Annotated in this window: 16 protein-coding genes; 6 read left to right on the forward strand and 10 right to left on the reverse strand. The window is 67.5% G+C overall.

Annotated elements, in window-relative coordinates; genetic code table 11:
• Window positions 1–40 precede the first annotated feature (40 nt).
• Complete coding sequence (locus tag BN976_RS04035; protein ID WP_036368138.1) at window positions 41–1,270, forward strand: cytochrome P450; 1,230 nt, start codon at window positions 41–43, stop codon at window positions 1,268–1,270.
• On the forward strand, window positions 1,263–1,898 hold the full coding sequence (locus BN976_RS04040; protein ID WP_011777693.1) for a TetR/AcrR family transcriptional regulator: 636 nt from the start codon (window positions 1,263–1,265) through the stop codon (window positions 1,896–1,898). Before BN976_RS04035 ends, BN976_RS04040 begins: the two co-directional genes overlap by 8 nt.
• Here BN976_RS04040 and BN976_RS04045 read toward each other — a convergent pair.
• A complete protein-coding gene (locus BN976_RS04045) occupies window positions 1,879–2,613 on the reverse strand; it encodes a cutinase family protein (RefSeq protein WP_051558272.1) in 735 nt (244 codons plus the stop codon). The genes BN976_RS04040 and BN976_RS04045 overlap by 20 nt on opposite strands.
• Window positions 2,614–2,707: 94 nt before the next feature.
• Window positions 2,708–4,453, reverse strand: a complete 1,746-nt coding sequence (locus tag BN976_RS04050) for an alpha/beta hydrolase family protein (RefSeq protein ID WP_036368144.1) — start codon at window positions 4,451–4,453, stop codon at window positions 2,708–2,710.
• Window positions 4,454–4,547: 94 nt separating this feature from the next.
• Here BN976_RS04050 and BN976_RS04055 point away from each other — a divergent pair, with 94 nt between their 5' ends.
• The gene (locus BN976_RS04055; RefSeq protein ID WP_036368147.1) at window positions 4,548–5,240 is read left to right on the forward strand and encodes a TetR/AcrR family transcriptional regulator; all 693 of its coding nucleotides are present in this window, start codon (window positions 4,548–4,550) and stop codon (window positions 5,238–5,240) included.
• On the opposite strand, the gene BN976_RS04060 is transcribed toward BN976_RS04055, so the two are convergent.
• From BN976_RS04060 to BN976_RS04070, 3 genes are all read right to left on the reverse strand, one after another.
• Complete coding sequence (locus tag BN976_RS04060; protein ID WP_199558898.1) at window positions 5,147–6,187, reverse strand: NAD-dependent epimerase/dehydratase family protein; 1,041 nt, start codon at window positions 6,185–6,187, stop codon at window positions 5,147–5,149. The genes BN976_RS04055 and BN976_RS04060 overlap by 94 nt on opposite strands.
• 95 nt (window positions 6,188–6,282) lie before the next feature.
• On the reverse strand, window positions 6,283–7,068 hold the full coding sequence (locus BN976_RS04065; protein WP_375167673.1) for a DUF5718 family protein: 786 nt from the start codon (window positions 7,066–7,068) through the stop codon (window positions 6,283–6,285).
• A gap of 51 nt (window positions 7,069–7,119) precedes the next feature.
• Window positions 7,120–8,073, reverse strand: a complete 954-nt coding sequence (locus BN976_RS04070; RefSeq protein ID WP_051558273.1) for a helix-turn-helix transcriptional regulator — start codon at window positions 8,071–8,073, stop codon at window positions 7,120–7,122.
• A gap of 155 nt (window positions 8,074–8,228) precedes the next feature.
• On the opposite strand from BN976_RS04070, the gene BN976_RS34020 reads away from it, so the two are divergent.
• Window positions 8,229–8,372: a hypothetical protein gene (locus BN976_RS34020; RefSeq protein ID WP_165804702.1), complete on the forward strand. Its 144-nt coding sequence runs from the start codon at window positions 8,229–8,231 to the stop codon at window positions 8,370–8,372.
• A 1-nt stretch (window position 8,373) separates the two neighbouring features.
• Here the strand turns inward: BN976_RS34020 and BN976_RS04075 are convergent, their stop codons facing one another.
• The 5 genes from BN976_RS04075 to BN976_RS04095 all read right to left on the reverse strand — a co-directional run bounded on the left by BN976_RS04075 (window position 8,374) and on the right by BN976_RS04095 (window position 10,984).
• Entirely contained in the window at window positions 8,374–8,637 is a 264-nt protein-coding gene (locus BN976_RS04075) for a DUF3618 domain-containing protein (protein ID WP_036368153.1), read from the reverse strand.
• Complete coding sequence (locus BN976_RS04080; protein ID WP_036368160.1) at window positions 8,621–8,998, reverse strand: phage holin family protein; 378 nt, start codon at window positions 8,996–8,998, stop codon at window positions 8,621–8,623. Before BN976_RS04080 ends, BN976_RS04075 begins: the two co-directional genes overlap by 17 nt.
• A 97-nt stretch (window positions 8,999–9,095) precedes the next feature.
• On the reverse strand, window positions 9,096–9,368 hold the full coding sequence (locus tag BN976_RS04085; protein WP_011777654.1) for a hypothetical protein: 273 nt from the start codon (window positions 9,366–9,368) through the stop codon (window positions 9,096–9,098).
• A gap of 108 nt (window positions 9,369–9,476) precedes the next feature.
• A complete protein-coding gene (locus tag BN976_RS04090) occupies window positions 9,477–9,917 on the reverse strand; it encodes a hypothetical protein (RefSeq protein WP_036368162.1) in 441 nt (146 codons plus the stop codon).
• 89 nt (window positions 9,918–10,006) lie between these two features.
• Window positions 10,007–10,984: a TerC family protein gene (locus BN976_RS04095; protein WP_036368166.1), complete on the reverse strand. Its 978-nt coding sequence runs from the start codon at window positions 10,982–10,984 to the stop codon at window positions 10,007–10,009.
• Window positions 10,985–11,247: 263 nt separating this feature from the next.
• Between BN976_RS04095 and BN976_RS04100 the strand changes: the two genes are divergently transcribed.
• Together BN976_RS04100 and BN976_RS04105 are read left to right on the forward strand one after the other, a co-directional pair.
• Window positions 11,248–11,610: a helix-turn-helix transcriptional regulator gene (locus BN976_RS04100; RefSeq protein WP_235621961.1), complete on the forward strand. Its 363-nt coding sequence runs from the start codon at window positions 11,248–11,250 to the stop codon at window positions 11,608–11,610.
• A gap of 239 nt (window positions 11,611–11,849) precedes the next feature.
• Entirely contained in the window at window positions 11,850–12,989 is a 1,140-nt protein-coding gene (locus BN976_RS04105) for a baeRF3 domain-containing protein (RefSeq protein ID WP_036369143.1), read from the forward strand.
• Window positions 12,990–13,131: the final 142 nt, after the last annotated feature.

Consider the following 13,131-nt stretch of genomic DNA (forward strand, 5'->3'; position numbering starts at 1 on the left):
GTTGATTCGTAAATCCAGTCGGCCCGGAAGCGAGGCGACGATGGTCGTCAGCCCCACGGTGGCAAACGTGTTCGACGCAGGCCTGCCCACATTGACCTACGACGTGTTCTCGACCCCCGCCGAGGTGTGGCCGGACCTGCATGACGCCCAGCGGACAGCCCCGATCGCCATCGGCCCGATGGGCCCCGAGGTGCTGTCCTACGAGATGGCCCGCGCTGTACTGCGCGACACTCGCTTCACGATTCCGCCGGGCATCAACCTCGCGGCCCAGGGCATCACATCCGGCCCCCTGTTCGACAAGGTGATGTCCACCCTGCTGTGCTTGGAAGGCAGCGAGCACCAGCGACTGCGGAAGCTGGTGTCCAAGGCGTTCACCCCCCGTGCCACCGAGCGTCTGCACGACACCATCGTCGCGGTGGTCGACGAACTGGTCGACAACATCGCCGGCGCCCGCCGCTGCGACGTCGTCGCCGACATCGCCCGCCCGTATCCGATCCCGATCATCTGTGCGCTTCTCGGCGCGCCGCGCGAGGACTGGCGGTTGTTCTCGGACTGGACCGAAGACGTCTTCCGGGCCTTCAGCTTCAGCACCGACGTCGCCACGGTCCAGGACGATGTCATGCGGGCGTGGAACGAGTTGGACGACTACGTCGACCGGATGGTCGCCCACCGCCGCAGGCACCTCACCGACGATCTGCTCTCCGACCTGATCCGGGCCGAGGATGACGGCGACCGGCTGAGCACGTCGGAGCTGCAGATGCTGGCCGCCAGCCTTCTGATGGCGGGCACCGACACCACCCGAAACCAACTGGCGGCGTCCGTGCAGGCGCTCAGCGAGCGACCCGACCAGTGGGCGCTGCTGGCAGACCGTCCCGAGCTCGCGATGCGCGCGGTTGAGGAGACGATGCGGCACTCCCCTGTGGTGTGCGGCGCACCGCGGATCGTGCTCTACGACGTCGAGTTCGACGGATACCTCTTTCCGGCAGGCACTTTCGTGTTCGTGAACACTTTCGCAGCCAACCGGGACCCGGCCGTGTATGCCGAGGCCGACCGGTTGGACCTCACGCGCGATCAGGCACCGGCCATCCTGACGTTCGGCGGCGGCGTGCACTACTGCCTGGGCGCCAACCTGGCCCGACGGGAGCTGGCCGAGGCGCTCCGCATCCTCGCGGGCCGCCTGTCGAATCCACGCCGAAGCGGCTCTGCCCCATGGAAACCGATGCTCGGCATGACGGGGCCAACCGTCCTCGAGCTCGAGTTCGATGCGTAGCCGCGGATGGTCCGGCCGGTGGCCGGCCTCCGACGAGGAGGCGATCAACCGGATCCTCGACGCCGCCGACGACATCGTCGCCGAGCACGGAGCGGCGATGCGCCTCACCGATGTGGCCCGCGCGTTGGGGGTGACCCGCCAGACGGTGTACCGCTACTTCCCCGGGCCGGAGGCCATCGTGGTTGCCTGTGCGATGCGAGCGGCCGACGGCTTCATCGACCAACTCGCCGCGCACGTGCGCGGTCTGACCGATCCGGTGGCGGCCATGGTCGAGAGCGTGTCCTACTCGGTGGAGCGGCTGGCCGGTGATCACCAGTTCGAGAACCTGCTCACCTCACGGCGCCGGGGCAACGTGACGACATCGCTGACGTCAGAGACCGCGATGACGTTCGCAAGGTCGATCCTGCAGCGATTCGACATCGATTGGAAGCAGCACGGTTTCGACGAGACGGCGCTCGACGAGCTCGCGGAGCTGAGCCTGCGCACCATGCACTCGCTTCTCGTCGACCCCGGGGAGCCACCACGCGATGGCGTCGCATTGCGTCGCTTCGTCGCTCGCTGGCTGGGACCGGCGATCCTGTACCCGCGCCTGGCGCGGGCAGTGGACGTCATCTCGCCGAGGCGTTGATCACCACGTCGGAGGGGCTGTGCCCGGCCACCCTGCCCGCGACGAAGTCGGCCGCCTGCTGCGCGAGCCCGGCCTGCACGTACTGGCTGTGGGCGGGCCGGTCATCGCCGCTGGAGCACACCGGGTCCGCGCCGTTGCAGAGGTCGATCGCCTTCGCGCCGTACAGCGGGCTCACCGCGGTCAGCGGACGTCCGATCTTGGTCGACGGGTTCCCGAACACCGCCACGGCCGCCACATGGTCGGCGACCGCGGGCGGCAGCGGCCGGCCGAATCCGAAGGTGGCGTTGGGATCTGCGGTGATGAGATCGACCGCAGCGGCGCCCTGCGAGTAGCCGCCGATCACGATGCTGGTGGCGGGGCACGTGGCGACGGTCGCCTGGATCCGTGCGCTGGCATCGTCCGCGCCCACCGGAGCGGACTGCAGGAAGTCGTAGGACGCAGGGTAATTCACCGCGTACGCGGACACGGTGCGGCCGCCCAGCTCGTTCTGCAGGTCGTCGACGAAGGCCTGTCCCACCCGGCCGAGGCCGGCGGGTTCCGCCGTACCGCGGGCGAACACCACCTGCACGTCCGGACACGATTCCGCGGCTTGAGCGCTGGCCGCGCCGGGGCCGATGAGCCCGGCGGCGAGCACACCACCGACCCCGGCCATCACGAGAGCGCGGCGGACGGACGTATCGGAGGCGGCAGGGGCGGTGGAACGGCGCTCGGACATGACGGGTCTCCTCGGTCGTGGCCGCCCCGTGCGGCGACACAGAGTGAAATGTCCGGACTACTCCAGAAATTCCACCCGACAGCAGAGACTTCAGTTAATGGCGGCTAGCACCCACCAGCACCACCTGTTGGCTGGTGGCCGGGTTCGCCGCCGTCTCGTAGCCGCGCAGCGGCTCGTACACGAAGAGGTAGCGGCCGCCGAAGTCGAAGATGGCGGTCAGGATTGCGTCGAGCAGCGGCGGCCACACCGGACGTGCGGGCACACCCAGGGGCAGCACGACCGCGGTGGCGGTGCCGGACGGGGTCACCACCGGAATGTGCTGCCCGGGCGCACCGTAGATCCCGTCGCTGGTGGTGCCGGCGAACAGGTCATTGACCCAGCCGTCCGTGATGTCGGCCGCGGCGTCGATGTTCCTGGGCAGGGAGAACCCACCGACGAGGTACTCGCCGAACTGCACGATCGGGTTGCCGCCCTCCATGTGGTCGATGTGCAGGCCGCCCTTGAGCCCGACACCGCTGAAGCGATCCGGGCGGGCCAGCTGCAACTTGTCGGCCATATCACCGCCGCGGCTCCAGAAGTACCGTTCCGAGGAGATCAGGTAGATCGGCCGGTCGTGCGCGCCACGCAGCTTGGCCAGCGCGTCACCGACCAACCGTGACCCGGCAGGCTCCACCCCGTCGAGCATCACCACACCGGCAAGGTCCTCGATCGCGCCGTTGTCGACCATGAAACCGGCTGCGCTGGTGACCAGCGTGCCGCCCGCGGAGTGGCCGACCAACACGAACTTGTCAGGCAGCGTGATCATGTGACCGGCTGCGGCACCGGCGCTTTCGGCCAGTGCGGCGCGGTCGCCGACGAACAGGTCGGCAACGGCTCGGTGCATGGTGGACCCGCCCACCCATGCGGCGTCGGGGGCGAAGAAGTTCGACGTCAGCGACGGCGCCACCACGATGGCGTTGGTCCGTTCGGCCAGCCGCGCCGCGGTGTAGCTGTACATCGGTCCGCTGGCCAGGAAGCCGTGCTGGAAATACACCAACCGGGTGGACTCGTCGACAGTCTCGGGAAAGTACCAGTCGGCTTGCACGGACCGGCCGCTGCCGATCGGCAGGTTCAGCGTCGACGTCCGTACCGTCACGCCGCTGTTCGCGGGCAGTACCGGCGGACCGTCGATCAGTTGGATGAAGCCCACCAGCACGTTGAGGACGACCGAACCCACGACGTTGAGCAGAGACGGCGCCCGGGAGGGGGTCGTTTCCGCGGTGGCGCCCACCGGAACCGACTCGGTCTCGGCCAGTGATCGCTGCGGGCTGTCCCTGTCGGTTCGGGACTCTTCGGTGACCGTGACGGTGGCCGGGGTGATCGCGCCATCGGACTCGACGATGACGGCGGGATCGTCGGGTTCGGCGGGTTCGGCGATGTCCCCGTCGCCCACCACCTCCTCGTCGCCCACCACCTCCTCGTCGCCGACCACCTCCTCGTCGCCGGCCGGGTCCTCACCGACTGCGGGATCGTCGGCCACGTCGCCGTCAGCGCCGATCATGCTGTCGGCATGGCGCTTTCGGTCGGGGTCCTCGGGGTCCTCGGCTTCGAGATCGACCTCGGGCGGTGGGTCGTCGGCGTCGATGTCTTCTTCGGGTGCCGACTGCTCGTCCTCATGCTCGGTGTCGGGGACGCTGGTTTCCGCACGGGCGGCATCGGACGTGGTGTCCGACTCGGTCGCGGACGTGGTTTCCGACTCACCCGGCGCGGCGAACGCGGTCGGCACACCCAGCACCACCATGCCCGACATCGTCGCTGCGACGAAGCCGGTGCCGATCAGCACCGTCCACCGACTACCCATGTATCTCTCCGAATTAAATAGACGTATAGAAGCGAATGTCTATTTATATGCTCTGGGCGTCGTTGAGCACAAGGGTTGGCATACTGGGACACCGATGGCAGAACCTGATTCGCCCGACGCCCCGCCGCGGCGACGCGCGCGCGGACGGCCCGTCGGCGGCGGGAACACCGCAGAACAGGCGAGAACCGTCCTGATGGACGCCGCGGAGCGCTCGATTCTGCAGCGCGGCTTTCAAGCGTCGACGATGGAACTCATCGCCCGGGAAGCCGGATACTCCCGCGCGGCGATGTACCGGCAATTCCCCAGCAGGCAGCATCTGCTCGAAGCGCTGGTGGCGCGCAAGACCCACAGGCATCAAACCGAGATCGTCAGCCGACTGCCCGAAAATGCCGATCTGGCAGAGATTCTCGTCGAGGGACTGGTGATCGTCGCCACCGAGCTGGTCCACGACCCGCTGTTGCAGACGCTGTCCGAGCAGACCGACGAGGGCACCGTCGCGCACCTCGTCGCCGGCGCCGCGCGACTCCCCGAGCTCGTGGAGCAGCTGTTCGAGGCGATGGACGACGGTGAGGCCGGGCCGGTGTTCCGGCCGGGTCTGCGTCCCGGCGACGTCGGGCAGTTCCTCGTCACCACCTCGCTGAGCATGCTGCTCGGCGTGATCCCCGGCATCGACGACCCGGAGACCGCACGCCGCTACGTGCAGACGTTCGTACTCCCTGCGATCCTCGCCGAACCGCCGGCGCCGCGGGAGGTGTTCGGGCGTGAGACGCCGGCGCGCTGCACGTAGTTCTCGGCGGCCCGCGCGATGAAGTGCTCGGTGGGTTTCGGATGCCAGCCCAACTCGCGGGTGGCCTTGGCGTGGCTGGCCGGTGAGGTGTGCGCCAGCAGGAAGGCGCTCTGTCGGCTCATCGGAACCTGAACGGGCAGTATCGATCCCACCGCATCAGCGAGGCGGGCGAAGCCGTACAGCACGGCCATCGGGATACCGAACCGGGGCCGACGGGCGCCCACCGCGTCCGCCGCGGTGGTGAGCAGCTCGCGGTGCGTCATGAACCGTTCGGAAGCGATGTAGCGCTCACCGACGCGCCCCCGAAGCGAGGCCCGCAGCATCGCGTCGGCCGCGTCGTCGATGCCGACGACTTCGGCGCCGACCCCGCGGACGTAGAACGGCAACCTTCCGAGGGCCGCGAGTTGGACGAACATGCCCTGGCGCGGCTGAAAGTCCGGTGGCCCGTAGGGGTTCGAGACGTTGACCACGACGGCGGGCACCCCGCGTTCGGCGGCGTAGGACAGCACCAGCCGCTCGGCGGCGCGCCTGGATTCGATGTAGCCGCCTGCGCGGTCGGCCCAGTTGAACGGTGTGTCCTCGTCGACGGTCTCCCCGTTCTCCCCGACCGCGATGGTGCCGATCGTGCTCAGGAACACGAACCTCTTCAGGTTCGCGGCCGCGGCGACGTCGAGCACCTTGCGAAGGCCTTCGACGTTGGTCTCGAACAGCGGTGCGGGGTCCTTGAGCTCAGCCCTGGTGTCGACGATGCAGTAGTACACGACGTCGCGGTCGGCCATCGCGGCGGCGGCCGTCGCGGGATCGAACGGGTCCCCGATGGTCCGTTCGACGTCCACCCCGTCGATTCCTTTGGTGGAACTGGACTTTCGCAGCAGCACACGGACGTCGGCGCCACCGGTGGCGAGATGGCGGGCCACACAGGCCCCCACGTTGCCGCTGGCCCCCATCACCAGGGCCCGCTGGCCTGCCACGTTCACGTCGTCGTCGCTCGTCACAGCGACACGATAACCGACGAAGATACCGTAAGCGCGACGGTTGGCGGTTACTCGACGTGCTGGCGCAGCTCGGAAGCGGCGTCCGACTCGGTGTCGTACACCCGCACGATCGCCTCGTCACCCTTCTTGAGGTAGGTGGACTCACCCAGCGGCGTGTAACGGGTCGCCCCGATACCGATCAACACGTGTTCGGGATGACCGCTGGCGACCATCAGCGCGCCGACATCCTCGAGCGGGGTGTCCGGCGAGCCCTTCTGGTTCGCCAGCCGCTCCACGATCCAGTCGAGCAGCACTTCGCCGTAATAGGAGTAACCGATGAGCGGGCTGTCGACGCCGTAGTCGTGCTCCTCACCGTCGCTGTTGAGATGGCAGACCAGCCGCAGGGTCGCCGTGGGACCGTCCGGGGTCAGGTCGCTGATGTCGAAGAACTCGGCGGCGACCCCCTTGGACGCGGGCCCCCAGTTCTTCTTGTGGCTGATCTTCTTGGCGCCGGGCCTGCGGATCGAGCAGTCGTTGAACGCCCCCAGCGCGAACGGTTGCAGCGTGACGATGGTGTCGCCCTCCCACACCACCCGGCACGCCAGTCCCACTTCGGGCTCGATCTGCAGGTTGAGCGGGCCGGAGAACTCTGGGCTTTCGGCCGGCAGCACGATCGCGTCGCGGGACAGCGGGAACTCGCCGAGGAAGGTGTCCGACCCGGGCGCGTACCAGGGGAAGATGCCCTTCGGCGCGGCACCCTCAGTCGTCACGTTGACGAAATCGGCGGCCTCGCCGGCCTGTTCCAGATGCCCGGCGAAGTTGCCGGCGACTCCGAAACCGAACCAGGTGCGCATCTCGTCCAGGGAGATTTCGATCACGCCCAGCAGCGTACGCGCAGGCCCTAGTCAGCTCGCGAGCGTGGTTTCCGGGTGGACGCCGTACCTGCCCCGGTAATACACCGCAAACGCTTCGACCACACCGAACCCCCAGCGCGCCGCGATGTCGGCCACGGTGGCGGTCGCGGGGTTGTTGGCGATCAGATCGCGGTGGGCGTGGTGCAACCGCACCTTGCGCAAGTGTTCCTTCGGGGTGCAGTTCAAGTGGCACCGAAACATCGCGTCGACCGACTGCGGAGTCACGCGGGCGGCCGCGGCGATGTCGCCCAGTGAGATGTCTTTGTCGGCGTTGTCGTCGATGAACGCCAGCGCGCGTTCCAGCAGCCGCCGACTGCTGTCCTGGACGCGGGGCGGGGCGGCGGCGGTGTTGGGGAACGCGGCGAGCACACATCCCGCGAGGTAGCGGAGCAGTGGACCGGTGACCAGGGGTTGCGAAACCGCGTGGGCATTGGACGCGACGTCGCGCCGCAGGTGTGACATCACGTCGGCGAGGTGGCGGTTCGCCTCTTCCGAGACCGGCGACAGCGACGTCAGGTCGACCGGCTCGCCGTCTGCGTCCAACCCTCCGGATGCCACCTCTGCCAACAGGTTCCGGTCCAGCAGGATCGTGTCGTAGCGGGCGCGGTCGATATCGCCGTGGATCCGTTCACCGCAGCGCCCCCCGAACGCCAGCACCGTGCCGGCGCCATGGCGTTCCGGCGGCCGACCGGGCAGGTGGCCGCCCAGCACTCCGCCGCGCACCCGGCAAAGATGTACAACGTCGGACGGATCCATGTCGGCGATCACGTGGAAGTCGAACTCGGCGTCGTCGACAGTCAGCGGTCCGACCCTGGTCCGGAAGATTCGGGTCCGTCCGCTCGGGACGTCGCGGTCGGACACCAGTCGCATCGCCGTATAGGCCGCGCTCAAGGCGGCCTCTGCCTCGCCGATGTTATCGGCGTCGACGATCACCGCCTCGCTCACGAGCCCCCCAACTGCGAATATGCCGTCCGACAGTCAGCAGCCATCTTCGCACCGACAAACCCACTTCAGGGACTTTCAGCAAAGAACGCCGGCTCACCGCATGTCTGGCCGGTGTGCTGCGTGGGTACTGAAGAACCCAGACGGAGGGAGTTGACATGGCCGGTGACCGCACATCCGAAGAGAAGACCGAGGAGCCAGCCGGGGGCAGGCCCGGTCCCGAAGACCACGGCCGTGAGGGCGGCATGGCAACTCGGGAGATCGCGCCCGAGCTGACCGAACCCGACGGGGACCGCGACTGATTCAGCGGCGGCGCCGCAGCCAGACGACCAGACCGATCCCGGCCCCCGCCGCGAGCAGCGCGCCGACCGGGACGGCGGGACGACTCTTTGCGTTCTGCTTCGCGTCGGCGACCGCCTGTCGGGCGCGTGCTTTGACGTCCAGCTTGTCCGAGAGCGCGCCGACCGTTGCGCCCAGTTCCCCGCGGGTCTGTTCGATGTCAGCCTGAAGCTCGGCGATGCCGGCGTCGGGCCCGGGCTCGGGCCGCGGGTCAGGTCCTGCTGCCATGGCGTGCCACCTTGATCTCGTCGATGTCGGACTTGACGCTGTCCACGGACTGCGCGGCCGGCGGTGGAACCTGTTCGGCCTGCTTCTTCCCGACCAGCGCGGCGATGCCGGCAGCGGCGAACACCACGACTGCGACGATCACCGCCGACAACCACACCGGCAGCGCCAGCGCCAGAGCCGCCACCGCGCCGGCGATCAGCGTCGCCAGGCCAAGTACGGACAGCAGCGCGGCAGCGCCGACCATTCCCGCACCCAGCCCGGCATGCTTGGCCGACTCCTGCATCTCCTTCTGCGCCAACCGCATCTCGTCGCGGACAAGCCGGGACGTCTGCTCGGAGAGTTGACTCACCAACTCCCCCATCGATGGCTCCGTCTTCGAATGCGTCACCGCATCTCACCTCCTGAGCGTCAGGGACCTCGTTCCGTCGAATGCCCACTGCGGAGGTGCGCAAACCGCGTCAGCGCGGGTAGCCGTCCTCGCAGGTCACCTCTACGGTCACGACGTTCGCCTCTTCTTCCTCCACAACGTTGGCCACGTCGCAGCTCTGCAGGGGTGAGTCTTCGGCACCCACCACGTGCACGCTCTTTCCTTCGCTCTGGAGCTGCGCGATCGCATCGACGGCGCTCTTCGGTTCTTCGGACTCGTCTGGTTGCGCGATCGCGCTCCCCGCAAGGCCCAAGGCGGCCGAGACAGTCAACGCGGCGGCAGCTGGATAGATGAGACAGTTCATATCAACCGGGTTCCCTGGGCACGACGCCGCTAACCCTTTGCGCCGTGCGCATCTCTCGTCGAAAAGTGCTCAGATGCAATCGAATTGACCCGAGCGACAAACGCGCGGTCACCGCCGCAACACAGCCTCGGGTGGCGTCAGTGCGACCACCCGGTAGCTGACGCCGGCGGGCCACCCGAGATGGCCCTGCAGGTACAGCTGGATCCACGTCGGCTCACCGGAGGGGTCGGCGGCGAAGGTGGCGGCGGCGCGGGTGACCGCACCGACCTCTCCGGACCCACACAGCGCGACCGACACGCTGAGCCCGGCGCCGGCGAGCGCGGCACCCGAATACGGCAGGCTGTCGGGCAGGTAGAACGACGCCTCGACATTCGGCGTCCTGATTCCCTTCGGCGCATTCGCGGCCCGGCGCAGCAGCATGCCTGCCACCTCCGGCTTGCCGTCGAACCACACGACTCCCGCGTAGTCGGTGCGGCGCGCCTCGCCACCCCCGGGAAGACGCACCAGGGTGTCGACACGAGGCTGCGGTTCGACCTCGATCAGCGTCATGGTTGCACTCTAGATTGCCGAACTGGCGTCCAACTGCACGTATTCGCCAGTCCGTCCATGGCGGAGTGGGACCTTCCTTGCGGAGCGCTTCACCGGTTTGGATGAAAGGTGTCGATCTTCGGTGCGTCTACGAGTGTCGTTTCGGTGGGCGGGGTTGCGCCGTTGCGGGTGCGGATCCAGCTTGCGGTAATGGCGATGGCGAGCAGGGCTACGACGACGGCCAAGGAAATGCCAGTCGGGATTTTGTAGATCTCCAGCAGCAGCATCTTGACGCCGACCCAGACCAGCACCAGAGCGAGACCCAGTTTGAGATAGATGAAGCGGTGCATCAGGTCGGCCAGAAGGAAGTACATGGCGCGCAGGCCGAGGATGGCAAAGGCGTTGGAAGTGAACACCAGAAACGGCTGCTGGGTGACGGCGAAGATTGCGGGGATAGAGTCCACGGCGAAGACGATGTCGGTGACCTCGACCAGAACGAGTACCGCCAGCAATGGAGTGGCCACCCAGCGGCCGGCTTGCCGAATGAGGAATTTCTGGCCGTGGTAGGTGTCGGTGACCGAGATGAGGCGACGAAACAGCCGCAGCACCATGCTGCGCTCGGGATTGATAGTTTCGTTGCGGTGCAGCGCCATTCGGATTCCGGTGGCTACCAGGAATGCGCCGAAGATGTACAGGATCCAGGCGAAGCTGGCGATGAGGACTGAGCCGGCGGCGATGAACACCGCTCGGAATACCAGCGCGCCGAGTACTCCGTAGAACAACACCCGGTGCTGGTATTCCCGTGGCACCGCGAAGTAGCTGAAGATGATCGCGAAGACGAACACGTTATCGACCGCGAGCGATTTCTCGATGACGTAGCCGGCGTAGTACTGGGCGGCGAACTCCGCCCCCCACATCCACCACACGATGGCCCCGAAGGCCAGCCCGAGGGTGACCCATACCGCTGACCAGGCGGCAGCCTCACGCACAGTCACGACGTGCGCGTCACGGTGGGCGAACAGGTCGATGGCGAGCATCGCCAAGATGACGCCAAGGACCGCAGCCCACGCCCACAACGGAACAACCATGTGCTTTTCCTCCGGTTCGAACGGGTGAACCGGAGGTCTCCCCAACCATCGGACGCTGGTATTGCGAGCGGTGGTGCTCAGACCGGGCAGCCGCAGGGGGCTGCCGTAATGACGATCCGAGCGAGGCGGGTACTCCCCTCCACGGACCAAGAATGACGAACTTCAGTTCGTCTGTCAAGCCGAATGCAGCACACCGTAGGTTCTCAATCCCGGTTCGAGTGCGTTCTGGCGCCACCGAGTTTCGATGCCTTAACGTCGTCGGCATGCGATCCGCTGAACCCTCCGCCGTGAACTCGGCGCTCGACGCCCCGCACGGCACTGCGGGCACCGGAGCGGCGGTCGGGGGATCGTGGACCTTCCTGAGCAACCACGCCCATGTACTGCTCTGCCTCGCCGATGACCCACACCAAACTCTGCCCACGATCGCCGCACGTGTCGGAATCACAAGCCGCGCAGTGCAGCTGATCGTGTCCGACCTGATCCTCGGCGGCTACCTCACGCGCACGAAAGTCGGCCGCCGCAATCACTACCAAATCAACCCCGGCGGGCACCTACGCCACCCACTGGAGGCTCACCATCGCGTCGCCGACCTCATTTCGGCGCTCGGCCCGACTGCGCGGTCGTAATCGCTTGTCGACCTCACCATGGCAACTCCTTGACACGCGAACTGGAGTTCGTCATTCTGGTGTCGAGGGGAGTACCTCATTTCAGCCTGACGTTCGTCAACACGTTCCGGCCATCCGGACCCGGCGCAGGCAGCCCGCCTGATGAGAGTCGCTGACGGGCCGAGGAAGACCTCGTTCTAGAGCGCATCACACCCGCTTAGGCGGCGTTGAGGCCTTTCCAGACGGGACCTGCCGTGACCATGACCCCATCCGCCCCCCACCGCATCGGCGATACATCAGCTGTCGCAACCGCATTCGGCATCACCGACACCGACCACCTCGTCCCGGTCACTACAGACATGGTGACCGTGCTGCAGTCGATGCGGTCCGATCCGAGCATCTCCATCTTGGCCAGCACCCAGCCCGGCCCCCGCCCGGGGGGCAAGGACATCGCCACGCTGCGATCCCTCGCGAGTCAGGCGCGTCAACGGCTGGCGGTCGAAGGCTGCACGGACGCCGTTGCGCTGCTTGATGCGCTGTCGGCGATGATCACCGAAGCGCTCGGCCAACCCGCTGACCGAGCAATAGCGCTGTTCGTCAACCGTGCTTACAGCTGCTGGGCCACTCTGCCGGTTCCCGTGATTGACCGCTGCGTCATCGATCCCACCTTCGCCACCCGCGACCTGGTGCGGACCCTACACCACACCCCACGCCACACGGTGCTCCTGCTGTCCACCGACCAAGCCCGCCTCCTGCACGGACATGGCGCCACCCTCACCCCCTCCCCCGCCAGCGCCTTCCCCATCCACCGTCGCGTCGCCGGCAAGAACCGGGGCCCCACCGCCGAACGGCCCGACGACTTCTTGCGCCGCGTCGACCGCGCACTGGGCGCCGCGCTGAAGCTCAACCCCACACCGCTCGTGCTGGCCGCCGCCGAACCGACCGCCTCCACCTTTCACAACCTGTCCCGCAACACCGCCCGCCTCGCCGGCACCGTGAAAGGCAACCACCTCACCACCCCCACCGAAGGCCTGGTGGACCTCATCCGCCCGGTGCTCCGCGACTACCTGACCTCACGGGGCCACGAAGCTCTCGTCCACGTGGAGCGTCGCGCCCGCACCGGACGAGTACTGCGCGACATCGACAGTGCCTGGCTGGCCGCCCGCTGGGAACGCCCCGAAATGCTCGCCGTCGAGGAGCACTACTACTACCCCGCCCGCCTCGACGACACCGGGGACACCCTCATCCCCGCAACCGACGTCGATCACCCCGACGTCATCGACGACGCCGTCGACGAACTCATCGAAACCGTACTCAGCCGCGGCGGCTGGATCGCCCTGGTTGCACCGGGCGAGCTACCGGACAACACCCACTTGGCCCTAACGCTGCGCAGTCGCTGATCTGGCCGCCGCGCCGCAGCCGCGGCGGCCGATCGAGTTCCCCGGTCACGCCCAAGCCGATCCTTCGGGCCACGAATGCGACCGCCTCACCTCCAGCGGCGCACCGTGTCGGCACGTACGGATTTCATAAGAACTCCAAACA

The organism is Mycolicibacterium austroafricanum (assembly GCF_000612725.1).
GTDB classification, from domain to species: Bacteria; Actinomycetota; Actinomycetes; order Mycobacteriales; family Mycobacteriaceae; genus Mycobacterium; species Mycobacterium austroafricanum.

What these genes read in the sequence shown, in the direction of transcription:
- BN976_RS04035 (WP_036368138.1), top strand. Translation starts at nt 41, where the DNA reads ATGGTCGTCAGCCCCACGGTGGCAAACGTGTTCGACGCAGGCCTGCCC.
- BN976_RS04040 (WP_011777693.1), top strand. Translation starts at nt 1,263, where the DNA reads ATGCGTAGCCGCGGATGGTCCGGCCGGTGGCCGGCCTCCGACGAGGAG.
- BN976_RS04045 (WP_051558272.1), bottom strand. Translation starts at nt 2,613, where the DNA reads ATGTCCGAGCGCCGTTCCACCGCCCCTGCCGCCTCCGATACGTCCGTC.
- BN976_RS04050 (WP_036368144.1), bottom strand. Translation starts at nt 4,453, where the DNA reads ATGGGTAGTCGGTGGACGGTGCTGATCGGCACCGGCTTCGTCGCAGCG.
- BN976_RS04055 (WP_036368147.1), top strand. Translation starts at nt 4,548, where the DNA reads ATGGCAGAACCTGATTCGCCCGACGCCCCGCCGCGGCGACGCGCGCGC.
- BN976_RS04060 (WP_199558898.1), bottom strand. Translation starts at nt 6,187, where the DNA reads ATGGGGGCCAGCGGCAACGTGGGGGCCTGTGTGGCCCGCCATCTCGCC.
- BN976_RS04065 (WP_375167673.1), bottom strand. Translation starts at nt 7,068, where the DNA reads ATGCGCACCTGGTTCGGTTTCGGAGTCGCCGGCAACTTCGCCGGGCAT.
- BN976_RS34020 (WP_165804702.1), top strand. Translation starts at nt 8,229, where the DNA reads ATGGCCGGTGACCGCACATCCGAAGAGAAGACCGAGGAGCCAGCCGGG.
- BN976_RS04075 (WP_036368153.1), bottom strand. Translation starts at nt 8,637, where the DNA reads ATGGCAGCAGGACCTGACCCGCGGCCCGAGCCCGGGCCCGACGCCGGC.
- BN976_RS04080 (WP_036368160.1), bottom strand. Translation starts at nt 8,998, where the DNA reads ATGGGGGAGTTGGTGAGTCAACTCTCCGAGCAGACGTCCCGGCTTGTC.
- BN976_RS04085 (WP_011777654.1), bottom strand. Translation starts at nt 9,368, where the DNA reads ATGAACTGTCTCATCTATCCAGCTGCCGCCGCGTTGACTGTCTCGGCC.
- BN976_RS04090 (WP_036368162.1), bottom strand. Translation starts at nt 9,917, where the DNA reads ATGACGCTGATCGAGGTCGAACCGCAGCCTCGTGTCGACACCCTGGTG.
- BN976_RS04095 (WP_036368166.1), bottom strand. Translation starts at nt 10,984, where the DNA reads ATGGTTGTTCCGTTGTGGGCGTGGGCTGCGGTCCTTGGCGTCATCTTG.
- BN976_RS04100 (WP_235621961.1), top strand. Translation starts at nt 11,248, where the DNA reads ATGCGATCCGCTGAACCCTCCGCCGTGAACTCGGCGCTCGACGCCCCG.
- BN976_RS04105 (WP_036369143.1), top strand. Translation starts at nt 11,850, where the DNA reads ATGACCCCATCCGCCCCCCACCGCATCGGCGATACATCAGCTGTCGCA.